Annotated in this window: 9 protein-coding genes and 5 tRNA genes; 6 read left to right on the forward strand and 8 right to left on the reverse strand. The window is 36.9% G+C overall.

Annotation, left to right across the window (positions count from 1 at the left end; translation table 11 throughout):
- Positions 1 to 42: 42 nt before the first annotated feature.
- Positions 43 to 4899 carry an SGNH/GDSL hydrolase family protein gene (locus QV04_RS08255; RefSeq protein WP_065233385.1) on the reverse strand — a complete coding sequence of 1619 codons (4857 nt, stop codon included), beginning with the start codon at positions 4897 to 4899 and terminating at the stop codon, positions 43 to 45.
- 311 nt (positions 4900 to 5210) lie between these two features.
- Between QV04_RS08255 and QV04_RS08260 the strand changes: the two genes are divergently transcribed.
- Complete coding sequence (locus QV04_RS08260) at positions 5211 to 6026, forward strand: NAD(P)-dependent oxidoreductase (RefSeq protein WP_065230867.1); 816 nt, start codon at positions 5211 to 5213, stop codon at positions 6024 to 6026.
- Positions 6027 to 6066: 40 nt separating this feature from the next.
- On the opposite strand, the gene QV04_RS08265 is transcribed toward QV04_RS08260, so the two are convergent.
- The 7 genes from QV04_RS08265 to nagB all read right to left on the reverse strand — a co-directional run bounded on the left by QV04_RS08265 (position 6067) and on the right by nagB (position 8763).
- Positions 6067 to 6141 (reverse strand) — tRNA-Gln (locus QV04_RS08265).
- A gap of 27 nt (positions 6142 to 6168) precedes the next feature.
- Positions 6169 to 6243 (reverse strand) — tRNA-Gln (locus QV04_RS08270).
- Positions 6244 to 6270: 27 nt separating this feature from the next.
- Positions 6271 to 6345 (reverse strand) — tRNA-Gln (locus QV04_RS08275).
- Positions 6346 to 6365: 20 nt separating this feature from the next.
- A tRNA-Leu gene (locus tag QV04_RS08280) sits at positions 6366 to 6450 on the reverse strand.
- A gap of 2 nt (positions 6451 to 6452) precedes the next feature.
- A tRNA-Met gene (locus QV04_RS08285) sits at positions 6453 to 6529 on the reverse strand.
- Between the two features lie 279 nt (positions 6530 to 6808).
- The gene (nagA, locus tag QV04_RS08290) at positions 6809 to 7954 is read right to left on the reverse strand and encodes an N-acetylglucosamine-6-phosphate deacetylase (protein ID WP_065230849.1); all 1146 of its coding nucleotides are present in this window, start codon (positions 7952 to 7954) and stop codon (positions 6809 to 6811) included.
- Positions 7951 to 8763, reverse strand: coding sequence for a glucosamine-6-phosphate deaminase (gene nagB, locus QV04_RS08295; RefSeq protein ID WP_065230848.1), 813 nt, complete (start codon positions 8761 to 8763; stop codon positions 7951 to 7953). The genes nagA and nagB overlap by 4 nt, the downstream gene beginning before the upstream one ends.
- A gap of 252 nt (positions 8764 to 9015) precedes the next feature.
- On the opposite strand from nagB, the gene glyQ reads away from it, so the two are divergent.
- Genes glyQ through QV04_RS08320 form a run of 5 tightly spaced genes read left to right on the forward strand, consistent with a single transcriptional unit; the run spans position 9016 to position 12361 of the window.
- Positions 9016 to 9927 carry a glycine--tRNA ligase subunit alpha gene (gene glyQ, locus QV04_RS08300; protein WP_039137156.1) on the forward strand — a complete coding sequence of 304 codons (912 nt, stop codon included), beginning with the start codon at positions 9016 to 9018 and terminating at the stop codon, positions 9925 to 9927.
- A 10-nt stretch (positions 9928 to 9937) separates the two neighbouring features.
- Positions 9938 to 10591: an FABP family protein gene (locus QV04_RS08305; protein WP_065230847.1), complete on the forward strand. Its 654-nt coding sequence runs from the start codon at positions 9938 to 9940 to the stop codon at positions 10589 to 10591.
- Positions 10591 to 10857 carry a hypothetical protein gene (locus QV04_RS08310; protein ID WP_065230846.1) on the forward strand — a complete coding sequence of 89 codons (267 nt, stop codon included), beginning with the start codon at positions 10591 to 10593 and terminating at the stop codon, positions 10855 to 10857. Before QV04_RS08305 ends, QV04_RS08310 begins: the two co-directional genes overlap by 1 nt.
- A 33-nt stretch (positions 10858 to 10890) precedes the next feature.
- Positions 10891 to 11928 carry a PDDEXK nuclease domain-containing protein gene (locus QV04_RS08315; protein ID WP_065230845.1) on the forward strand — a complete coding sequence of 346 codons (1038 nt, stop codon included), beginning with the start codon at positions 10891 to 10893 and terminating at the stop codon, positions 11926 to 11928.
- 49 nt (positions 11929 to 11977) lie between these two features.
- Positions 11978 to 12361 (forward strand): endonuclease domain-containing protein, encoded by a 384-nt coding sequence (locus QV04_RS08320; RefSeq protein ID WP_065230844.1) that lies wholly within the window; start codon positions 11978 to 11980, stop codon positions 12359 to 12361.
- Positions 12362 to 12508 lie beyond the last annotated feature (147 nt).

Consider the following 12508-nt stretch of genomic DNA (forward strand, 5'->3'; position numbering starts at 1 on the left):
ATTAGTAGCTTAATGAATTATTTCAATTTCTTGTCTTTATTTTTAGAATTGAATACTCATACCCACTTGGTAATTCATTCTTCTCAATTTTTGTTCTTTAGTTAAAGAACGCAAATACTCTAAATTAATAAAGGTTGAAATATTATCTGTGAAATAATATCTTGCATTTGCAGAGAGTGCAGCACTATCTTTAACAAATTTATCTTCAATCCATTCATTATTCATAATGAGGTGATCGAAATCACGTAAATTCTTGATCAATCTAATATTAGATGATAAAGCGAAATTTGCTACTCGATAATCAGCGCCCAGATTGATTAAGGCATTAACCTGACTTTCTCTGACAGCGTCAACATTGATATCTTTTACTGAAATCGCGCTATAGCGGTGATAGCTTTCTTGTAACCCAAGATCTGCATAAAGTGTTAAATCTTGATTAAACGGATAACGATAACCAATATTTTGTTCACTCGCTAAAATATATCCATTTTGTTTATAACGTATTTTATCTTTATTTTTGAAATCGTGAATTACACGCCCCGCACTGATAATTGCTTGAGCATACCAATTATTCCAGTTGTGTGCAAAATAACCATTAGCCGAAACCATTTCTGAGGTAACTTTACCTACATACGGGTTAAGGTTAAGATGTTCATTAATTTCATTTTTGACATTACTAGTTGTTTTTGAATAAGTTGCTGAGATACCAATTAAATTATCGGTATTACTTACTAAATCTTTACCAATAGCCAAAATTTGACTATTTTGTTTGATGTTCAAAAACGCTTTACCTTTCACATCATTATGTGCATATGCCATATTTACCCAATAATCTAAATTACTGGTTTGACTCCAAAGAGGAGTATTTGGATTTCTTCTGGAATAATCAAGGTGTAACTGACCTACATAACTACTGATATAAGGTAATGCGGCAATTAAAGACGCATCAGCATTTAATAAACGATTTATCGGTGTACCGTTTGTTATTGAGGTTGGTAAAACCGTTTTACTATTATCAGCTGTTGATTGAGGAGTTTGTTTAGCAGTTTTATTTGTAGCAGCTGTACTATCATCAAGATTTGTTGAACTATTTGATTCATTAGATTCGTCTTGTTGAACTTCAGCTGCTTTACTTGCAGGGGCAGTAGTACCATTTTGTGCAGTTACTACAGGAGTGTCTTGATATAGATTATTTGTTGCTAATAATGTAGCTTCTGAATCATTAATATGGCGTTTAGCTCGTTTTTTAACAATATCTGTTGAATTATTTAATTCGTTAGATTCGTTTAATTCTTGAGTTTTAGTTAGTTTATTTACTGTTAATTCACCTTGTCCTGAACTGGTTGGTACTGATTGCGTGTTTACTGCGGCAGACACAATCGGTTTTTCTACCGGCTGAGTGGTTTCTGCTAATGAAGGCACAGCTTGTTTATCTTTAGCGATCACTTCAGCAGGCACAATCGGTTTTTCTACCGGCTGAGCGGTTTCTGCTAATGCAGGCACAGCTTGTTCATCTTTAGCGATCACTTCAGCAGGCACAGCTGGTTCTTCTACCGGCTGAGCGGTTTCTGCTAATGAAGGCACAGCTTGTTCATTTTTAGCGATGACTACGGCAGGTACAACTGGTTCTTCTACCGGCTGAGCAGTTTCTGCTAATGAAGGAGTAGCCTGTTCATTTTTAGCGATCACTTCGGCAGGTACAACAGGTTTTTCTACCGGCTGAACGGTTTCCGCTAATGCAGGCACAGCTTGTTCATTTTTAGCGATGACTACGGCAGGTATAACTGGTTCTTCTACCGGCTGAACGGTTTCTGCTAATGCAGGCACAGCTTGTTCATTTTTAGCGATGACTACGGCAGGTACAACTGGTTCTTCTACCGGCTGAGCGGTTTCTGCTAATGAAGGAGTAGCCTGTTCATTTTTAGCGATCACTTCAGCAGGCATAACTGGTTTTTCTACCGGCTGAGCAATTTCTGCTAATGAAGGCGCAGCTTGTTCATCTTTAGCGATCACTTCAGCAGGCATAACGGGTTCTTCTACCGGCTGAACAGTTTCTGCTAATGCAGGCACAGCTTGTTCATTTTTAGCGATGACTTCGGCAGGTACAACCGGTTTTTCTACCGGCTGAACGGTTTCTGCTAATGCAGGCACAGCTTGTTCATTTTTAGCGATGACTACGGCAGGTACAACCGTTTTTTCTACCGGCTGAACGGTTTCCGCTAATGCAGGCACAGCTTGTTCATTTTTAGCGATGACTACGGCAGGTACAACTGGTTCTTCTACCGGCTGAGCAGTTTCTGCTAATGTAGGCACAGCTTGTTCATCTTTAGCGATCACTTCAGCAGGCACAGCTTGTTCATTTTTAGCGATCACTTCAGCAGGCACAACCGGTTTTTCTACCGGCTGAGTGGTTTCTTCTAATGTTGGTGCAATAATAACAGGGATAATTTTATTATCTTGCTTAATGTAAGTTGATGTTAAATAGTAATCGCTTTGATCATCAGCCCCTACACCGCCGTGAGATAAAACATATTGATAAAGCCCTGCTGTAACATCATTAGCTAATGTTAGATTACCAATATTAACTTTATTAGCATTCAGATCGATAATTTTAATCCCAAACTGGGTTTTTGCACCTAAAGATGAATAACGTTTTTCAATCTGCAAATTACCATTAATGATACTATCACCGCTAACAGAGATTTTATCTGTTTGGCTATTATCATTACCTAAATCTGTTCCTAATGTGATTCGTGCATTTTGAGCAATTAAACCTTCATAGATTTCCAAAGTTTTTGGCTGCCAAGTGTCTGTAGTTTGCGATAAGTTAAGACTGGAATCGCTTAAATTTAACTGATAAACACTGGAATTTTTAGACATATTCCATTGGCTATTATTATCAATTGTGAAATAGGATTTTGCATTTTTCTCAGTATATATTCCGCCATTGATGACAGAATTATTGATTGAAGCTTCAAACACCGGCAAATTCTTAGTCGCATTTTTTGCTACTTTAATCGCATAGTGTTCTGCTGAAATTGTACTGCCTTTCATCATCAATTGAGATAAAAGATTACCTTCGTCATTAGCAAAAACACGAATTGCACTTGCACCTTCACTTTCTGTATTCAGTGTTGAATTGATGATTGTTGCGGTGCTATCCCATAAGTTCAAAACATTTGCACCGATACCATTGGTTTTTACTTGGCTGTCTTGTAAGCGTAAAGTTGCTTTATTACCAACCGTTATTGCAGTCGTTTCCTTACCAAAGGTATTCAACTTGATTTTATTTAATTCAACTTCTGAGCTTTGTCCATTAACCATTACACCGAAAGGGGCAACATAAGGGTTAGTACGATAAATATCAATATGACCATTAGTAAGATAAATTTTACCCCCTAATTCTGCATTGATAATTCCACCTAAACGCCCTTGAGAGGTGATATTTGTATTAGTTAATTGGATTGTGCCACCATTACTGGCGAATAAAGCGCGACCGTCATTAAAAATATTGAGGTTTGATTTGTTAATATCATTACTATGCATATCAACATGGAAAACACCATCGCCTTCAGCAGAATGGTAAATATTATTAGCTGTGCTATTAAATGGTGTGGTGCTTACACGTCTTACTGTTAAATCGGTTGGATCTCCACTCTCAGATTCTAGTAACGACATAATATAATCTGCGATCATACGATGTGTTTTTGGTGAAGGATGAAATTGATCAGCAAAAACGAATTGGTAACCTTTCCCCCAAAGATAATTTTTATCTTTAACACCTTTTTGCCCGTCTATTGGTTCAAAAGCCGCAACACGCCCTTTTCCAGCTCCCCAACCAACTACTGCACTGGTAAAAGGATTTGCAGCAGAACCGGAAACATTATTAAAGCCAAATTCAGTATAGTGAGACATTACCTCATCTAGTAATAATTGGATATTTGGGCGGATGAAAGTAACATCAGGATGCTGAGCTTTTAAGTTTTCTATTACTTTATCAACACCTTGATTAAATGTATTTACCAAAGACGTTTCTGCTTTATATACACGCTCAAATTGTCTTTTCCATTGTTGCAATTCTTGAAAGGCGGCACTAGTTAATGGCTTACCTTGAGGGATGTTATAATGCTTACGCAAAACAAATTCAAAAGCATCGTAAATAACGTCTTTTGCTGGACGACCGTGATTATTTTGATCATCTAAAAAACGGATAACGTCATCTTTATTGATCCAACCGAAACCAAGAAATTTGCGCCCACCAAGCAATGATTTCCAACCGTCAAAGTAAATGCGCCCATCAGAAAGAAAATTGTTAGTAAAATTTGGGGTGTTCGCAATATTTGGTGCATTTGGCACAATTACAAACTTAGCCTTCCCATTGATCAATAATTTTTTTAATTGTGTTTCTACGGCTTCAATACTACCTTGAATTTTTTTGTTTTGGCTTTGGTCTGTTGAAATATTAGGATCACCTAAACTAATATCATCATCGGCTAAACGGAGATCATTGCCACCAATCCAAAAAATATATTTATAATCTTGATTTTGAGTATTGCGACGACTTCCTAGATAATTATTGATTTCATCGCTTAATTTTGGTGATAAAGCCCCCTGCAATCCACCAAGATAATCATTAGCAACAGCTCCGCCTAATGCATAATTAGGTCCATCTTGATTTCTTTTGGTTAAAAAATTTCCATCGTGTCGAGGAGAACTATAGCCATAATAATTGGCTAGATATTCGTTATAGACATTTTCTTGGTTATAAGTAAAGCGAAGAATATTACCGTTATCGCTAAGACTGTCTCCAAAAATAATCAGTTTTTCTGGCATTCCTACACTATATGCATTAGTTGCTAATGCAAGAGAAACGCTTAATGCTAAAAAATGTTTTTTCATATAATTATACCCTAAAAAATTTTGTGGATTTTATACATTACTTGTATGAAAGTAAAATCAATAAATAAAATTTATTAGCTATTTTTTGTAAAAAATCTTTTGTTTTTGTGTGGTTATTTTATATTTTAAAAATTAATGTTTCTTATTTAATATTGGTGTTTTTTATGTAATTAATTAGATTTATTTTGTTTATATGCTCAATTTTTTTAGTGAATAATCTTTTTTATTGATTTATCTTTTTGACTTTGTAATGGACATTAAATAGGATATGTTTTTTATGAAGGAAAGAGTAAATGAAAAATAGGAATGAAATGAGAAGTGTTGCTATTATAGGGTTAGGTTGGTTAGGATTTCCATTGGGGCGTTATTTACAAAGTTTAGGGTGGCTAGTAAAAGGTAGTAAAAGGACACACGAAGGCTCAGAACATATGCGATTACAGCGTATTGAGTGTTATCAACTTGAGTTAACTCCGGCTATTAATGCGGATCCTGATGATTTTGAAGCTTTATTAGATGTTGGCAGTTTAGTTATCAATATTCCTCCTAGTGAATACTTTTTTGATCTTAATAATTATATTTTGAGTGTTGAAAATTTATTGACAGAGGCGCTTTTACATAATGTTCAGCATATTATTTTTATTAGTTCAACTTCTGTATATCCAATGATTTCTGGTGTGTTTGATGAGGATTATTTGCCGAAACCGACATCGGATGTGGGTAAAGCACTTTTGGAAATTGAACAACGATTATGGGATTTGCAAGATATTGATGTAGATATTATTCGTTTTGCTGGTTTAGTCGGGGAAGATCGGCATCCGGTTTATCATTTCTCCGGAAAAGAAAATATTCAAGGTGCGAATCAGACTGTTAATTTAGTTCATTTAACGGATTGTATACGAGCAATTCAATTATTGTTGGAAACGCCGGCACATCATCGTCGTTATAATTTAGTTGCACCGATTCATCCATTAAAACAAGATTTTTATACTACAATGGCGGAAAAATTATCATTGCCGTTGCCTCATTTTTTACCGGAAGAGGGGAAAGTGGAGAGAATTATTTTGGCGGATAAAATTTGTAGAGATTTAGATTTTGTTTATCAATATCCTGATCCAAAAATGATGTAATTGTGAAATATAATCTTAAAAAAGCGGAATTCAAGGAAAATGGCTGGGGTACTAGGATTCGAACCTAGGAATGCCGGAATCAGAATCCGGTGCCTTACCGCTTGGCGATACCCCAATCTAAAGGGGGATTTATTAATAAAGATGGCTGGGGTACTAGGATTCGAACCTAGGGATGCCGAGATCAAAACCCGGTGCCTTACCGCTTGGCGATACCCCAACAGAAAAGATGATTATTAATAAAAGATGGCTGGGGTACTAGGATTCGAACCTAGGGATGCCGAGATCAAAACCCGGTGCCTTACCGCTTGGCGATACCCCAACTTTATGAAAGTTGCAAAATGGTGCGGGACGAGGGACTTGAACCCACACACCTCACGGCGCCAGAACCTAAATCTGGTGCGTCTACCAATTTCGCCAGTCCCGCAATGGTGGCTATGACGGGATTCGAACCTGTGACCCCAACATTATGAGTGTTGTGCTCTAACCAACTGAGCTACATAGCCATCGTTTTTGCGGCGCTAATTATGCTGATATCTGTAAGTCTCGTCAACACATTTTTTTAGAAAAAAAGATTTTTCGGTCTGTTCGCATAGAGAATAGCCAATTTGTTGTTTTTTTATTAGAAATAGTCGGATGGTTGTCCATTGATATGCAATTAAAATAGATTTATAAAAGTGTGAATGGAGAGGTTGGCTGTAAAACAATTGGATTAGCTAATAAATGAATAATTATAAAAAAGAAAATTGCGATAAAATAATTATCGCAATTTTTGGATAAAAGAGTTAGTTAAAGTGCCAATTACCATTAACTGCAGTGCCAATTACTTCAAATTTATGGTTAAAGGCTGCTAAGTTGGCAATCTTTCCTTTTTCTAAACTACCTAATCTATCATTAATATGAATAGCACGAGCTGGATAGAGCGTTGCCATACGAAGGGCTTCGTCTAAAGGAATACCCACTTCATTTACACAGTTACGGATTGATTCGATCATAGTAACAGCAGAACCACCGATTGTACCGTTAGCGTCATAACATTTGTGATCTCGAACATAAACGGTTTTGCCCACAAATTGGAATGACTCAATATCAGCGCCGGCGGCGGCGGTAGCGTCAGTGACTAAACAGAGCTTGTCCTGTTTACATTTTTTAGCAATACGTACATTGCCGAAATTTACGTGTAAGCCATCAACGATGATCCCGGTATAAACATTAGGATTATCCAGCACTGCTCCGACAACACCCATTTCACGCCCGGAGGATACCGGTGACATTGCATTATGCAAATGGGTTGCAAAAGTTGCACCTTGTTGGAAACGATCATTCGCTTGTTGATAAGTGGCATTGGAATGCCCGATAGAAACAACAATATTATTTTTAATAAATTCAGCGATATGATCCGCAGTAGGATTTTCCGCAGCAATCGTCATTTTTGTAATCACTTCAGCGTTATCACATAAAAAAGTGAGCATTTCATCAGAAATTTCACGGATAAATTCTTCGCGATGAACACCTTTTTTGGCTTTGCTTAAATAAGGTCCTTCTAGATGTAGCCCTAACGCCTGATTGCGATGTTTGGCAAGATATTCTTTCATTACCGCAACAGCGTGTTTCATTTCAGCATCAGGAGCGGTAATGAATGTTGGCAAAAAGCTGGTAGTGCCGGATTTTAAATTGGTTGCCTGCATAATTTCCAATGTTTCAACAGAACAATCATCATTGAACATTACACCACCGCAGCCATTAAGTTGCAGATCGATAAAACCGGCAGAAAGGTTAGCACCTTGAAGATCGATAGTATCAAGAGCCGGATCAAGATCAGCGGTTTTAACGATATCTGCAATTTTATCGTCATTTACGATCAAAGTGTGATCATACAGGATCTCAGCTCCTGTATAGATAATACTATTAACTAACGCATATTTTTTCATTTTAATTCTCTTACACTATGAATTGCGTGAGATTCCAATTCTTTGAAATATTTCACAGTTTTAACTTTTAGTTCTTGTGTTGCCGGCTCATCACAGACAAAAATGGCACGGCTATGCATTTGCAATGCGCTGATTGTCCATAGATGATTGACAGCGCCTTCTACACCGGCTTGTAATGCTTGAGCTTTACGATAACCGGTAATTAACAACATTACCTCTTCCGCATCCATTAAAGTTCCAACCCCGATGGTTAAGGCATATTTTGGCACTTGATTAATGTCATTATTAAAGAAGCGAGAGTTTGCAATTAAAGTATCTTCATTTAAAGTTTTAATGCGAGTACGAGAAGAGAGTGAAGAGCCCGGCTCATTAAATGCGATATGTCCGTCTTCACCGACACCGCCCATAAACAGATGAATTTTACCATAAGATTTAATTTTATCTTCGTAACGTTGGCATTCTGCATCGTGATCATCAGTGTTACCGTTTAAAATATTGATATTTTCAAGCGGAATGTCAACGTGATTGAAGAAGTTATTAAACATAAAGGAGTGATAACTTTCAGGATGTTCTTTTGGCAAACCGACATATTCATCCATATTGAAAGTAACGACATTTTTGAAGCTTACTTCACCTTGTTGATAAAGCCTAATTAACTCTCTGTAAGTAGCGAGCGGTGTGCCGCCAGTTGGTAAGCCAAGAACAAATGGATGTTCTTTAGTGGGAGAAAAACGATTAATGCTGTCAACAATATGGCGCGCTGCCCATCTTGCTACCTGTTGTTCATTATGTAATGGAATAAGACGCATAGATTGCTCCTTGAATAATAAATAGACATTTTAAAATAAAACTTCATTATTTAAATAATCAAGATAATTTTACTTCAAAAAAGTGGATTGATCTAATTGAAAAAGAGTGTTTTTTGAGTAAAGTCACAGAAAAGACCAAAATGGAAAAGAAAATAAATATAAAAGGGAGTAGAGCTTAATTCTACTCATTAACCAAAAAATCAAGTAGAATAGCGTTATTTTTTTAGAAACTGACTGCACAAAGATTTTATTATGACAACACAATTTAACATTAAAACGTTTCAAGGGATGATTCTTGCACTTCAAGCATATTGGGCGGAACAAGGCTGTACTATCGTTCAGCCGTTTGATATGGAGGTAGGTGCAGGGACTTCTCATCCAATGACGGCACTTCGTGCATTAGGTCCTGAGCCAATGGCATTTGCTTATGTGCAACCTTCACGCCGCCCAACTGATGGTCGTTACGGCGAAAATCCAAACCGTTTGCAACATTATTATCAATTTCAAGTGGTGATCAAACCTTCTCCAGATAACATTCAAGAGCTTTATCTTGGTTCTCTTAAAATGCTTGGTTTTGATCCAACACAAAATGATATTCGTTTTGTTGAAGATAACTGGGAAAATCCAACGCTTGGTGCGTGGGGGCTTGGTTGGGAAGTTTGGTTAAATGGTATGGAAGTAACACAATTTACCTATTTCCAACAAGTGGGTGGTTTGGAGTGTCGTCCAGTAACTGGTGAGATTACCTACGGATTAGAACGTTTAGCGATGTATATTCAAGGCGTGGATAGCGTGTATGATTTAGTGTGGTCAGATGGCCCACTCGGTAAAACCACCTACGGTGATGTTTTCCATCAAAATGAAGTAGAACAATCCACTTATAACTTTGAATATGCTGATATTGATTTCCTCTTCAAGGCTTTTGAACAATATGAAAAAGAAGCTCAAGAACTGTTGGCATTGGAAAAACCATTACCCTTACCGGCGTATGAACGTATTTTAAAAGCGGCACATAGTTTTAACTTGTTAGATGCCCGCAAAGCCATTTCTGTAACCGAACGTCAACGTTATATTTTGCGTATTAGAGCGTTAACTAAAGGTGTGGCGGAAGCTTATTATGCCAGTCGCGAAGCATTGGGATTCCCAGGATGTAACAAAAAATAAGGCAGGAACAATGAAAGAATTTCAATATCCTAAAGATATCTACACTGAACCAGATGTGGATGTGAATACTCTTGCTAATCTTGGGCCATTAACAGCAATGGCTGGTATATGGGAAGGAAAACGAGGATTAGATATTAATCCAAAAGCGGAAGGAGCGGTAAAAGATCCTTATATTGAACATATCGAGCTACAACCTATTGATCCACAAACTAACGGACCGCAGCTTTTTTATGGTTTGCGTTATCATATCCATATTGTGCAACCAAATGAAGTGGAAACATTTCACGATCAAGTTGGTTATTGGCTATGGGAACCGGCAACAGGAAATTTATTGTTAACCTTAAGTATTCCTCGCGGACAAACTTTAATTGCTACTGGTAATGCTAGTGTAGATGCCAAGAAATTTACATTAACCGCACAACGTGGTTCATTAACGAATGGTATTATTTCTAATCCATTTTTAGAACAATCTTTCCGTACAGAAAGTTATACTATTACTGTAACTATCAATAATGATGGTACGTGGTCATATGAGCAAGATACTGTAATGGTAATTCCTAATTACGATGAGCCGTTTCATCATCAAGATCGTAATCGTTTAACGAAGGTTGCTGAACCAACACCGAATCCATTAGCATTGGCAGAACAAAAAGGGCAACTATAATGGATAAACCGATTTTATTTTTCGCCGAAAGTTGCCCTGATACTGCCCCTTTTGTGGCAGAGTTGAAACGCTTAAATGTGGATTACGAGCCAGTGGAAATACTGTCTTCATTAGCCAATTTTAAACAATTTCTGCGTTTGCGTGATAAGTCAGCGGTGTTTGATAACGCCAAAGCAAATGGCTATGTGGGAATTCCAGCACTGTTGTTGAATAGTGGTGAAGTAATTTTGGATTATAAGAAACTGGCAGAAGTGTTTACTCCATAAATAAAAGTGCGGTAAGTTTTGCAGAGGTTTTAGATGACGACAAAAAAGCTACTTGTGAGAAGCGAACAGCAATTAGTTGGTGAAATTAGCCAACTTATTCAAACGAGTAAACAACGTGTTGCAGTTACCGTTAATGCGGAACTTACCTTGCTTTATTGGCATATTGGACAGCGGATTAATCAGCATATTCTAAACAATGAACGGGCGGAATATGGCAAGGAAGTGATTAAGAATTTGTCTAAAAGCCTAACAGAGCAATTTGGGAAGGGCTGGGGTAAAAGACATCTTAGTTATTTAATGCAGTTTGCTGCCGCTTTTCCTGATCCCAAAATTGTGCACACACTGTGTGCACAATTAAGTTGGTCGCATTTTAAATTGATCATTGCGGTTGATGATCCAATAAAACGAGATTTTTATACCACGATGGCAGCACAAGAAAGATGGTCGGTGAGAACGCTTGATAATCGTATTGGCTCATTGCTATTTGAACGCACCGCAATCTCGAAAAAGCCTGATGAAACTATTAGCCAAGAATTAACTTTATTGCGAGAAAAGGGCGAATATAATCAATCAATGATCTTAAAAGATCCTTATATTTTGGATTTTTTAGAACTTAATGATCGTTATTTAGAAAAAGATCTTGAAGATGCAATTTTAAGAGAAGTTGAACAATTTCTTTTAGAATTGGGAGCGGGTTTTACTTTTATTGCACGGCAAAAACGTATTCAGATTGATAATGATGATTTTTATATTGATTTGCTATTTTACAATCGTAAATTAAAACGTCTAATTGCCATTGAATTAAAAACCGAAGCATTTAAACATTCCCACAAAAGCCAAATGGAACTTTATTTGGCGTGGCTTGCGAAATATGAGCAAGAAGAAGGGGAAAATCCACCCTTAGGTATTATTTTATGTACGTCTAAAAAGCAAGAGCAAGTTGAATTATTAGATTTAAACCATTCAGATATTCATATCGCTGAATATATGACGGTGTTGCCGAGTAAAGAAATATTAGAGCAGCGATTGCATTTGGCGGTATCACGAGCGAAAGAACGGCTTGCTAAATAATATATTGTTAGCTAATAGAATATTTTTGAAATAGTAGATTTTAGTTAGAATGCAGCCTTACTCTAAGAATTTAAAGGAACTTTCACAGAAATTACGTTCAAATCAGACTGATGCTGAAGGTAATTTATGGCAACGGATTAATCGAGATCAGTTATTAGGCTTTCGCTTTAATCGTCAAAAGCCATTGCTGAATTATATCGTAGATTTTTATTGTGCAAAGGCAAAGCTGATTATCGAACTAGATGGTTCTCATCATTATGAGGCTGAGCATCAAGAAAAAGATCGATTAAGAGATGATGAGTTAAGATTTCTAGGTTTTACAGTGATGAGGTTTAGCAATGACGAGATTTATTATGAGATTGAGGATGTTGTAGAACAGATCTATTTATTTTTAGAACAAGTACAAATCTCTCTTAGTGGTGCTGAGGATTGACAAATCTCCCCTAACCCCTCTTTACTAAAGAGGGGGACTGGTTAGTTAGAATAACAAAAATGGAACTTGTAATATACAGTACCCAAAATACAGAATGGTTCACAAAGCGTTTTTACTAAAGGATAATTCCCCTCTTTAGTAAAGAGG

This window comes from Gallibacterium genomosp. 1 (assembly GCF_001678575.1).
Lineage (GTDB): Bacteria > Pseudomonadota > Gammaproteobacteria > Enterobacterales > Pasteurellaceae > Gallibacterium.

Bases quoted from the DNA above. Each gene is read 5' to 3' on its own strand.
- QV04_RS08255 (WP_065233385.1), bottom strand. From the start codon at position 4,899: ATGAAAAAACATTTTTTAGCATTAAGCGTTTCTCTTGCATTAGCAACT.
- QV04_RS08260 (WP_065230867.1), top strand. From the start codon at position 5,211: ATGAGAAGTGTTGCTATTATAGGGTTAGGTTGGTTAGGATTTCCATTG.
- nagA (WP_065230849.1), bottom strand. From the start codon at position 7,954: ATGAAAAAATATGCGTTAGTTAATAGTATTATCTATACAGGAGCTGAG.
- nagB (WP_065230848.1), bottom strand. From the start codon at position 8,763: ATGCGTCTTATTCCATTACATAATGAACAACAGGTAGCAAGATGGGCA.
- glyQ (WP_039137156.1), top strand. From the start codon at position 9,016: ATGACAACACAATTTAACATTAAAACGTTTCAAGGGATGATTCTTGCA.
- QV04_RS08305 (WP_065230847.1), top strand. From the start codon at position 9,938: ATGAAAGAATTTCAATATCCTAAAGATATCTACACTGAACCAGATGTG.
- QV04_RS08310 (WP_065230846.1), top strand. From the start codon at position 10,591: ATGGATAAACCGATTTTATTTTTCGCCGAAAGTTGCCCTGATACTGCC.
- QV04_RS08315 (WP_065230845.1), top strand. From the start codon at position 10,891: ATGACGACAAAAAAGCTACTTGTGAGAAGCGAACAGCAATTAGTTGGT.
- QV04_RS08320 (WP_065230844.1), top strand. From the start codon at position 11,978: ATGCAGCCTTACTCTAAGAATTTAAAGGAACTTTCACAGAAATTACGT.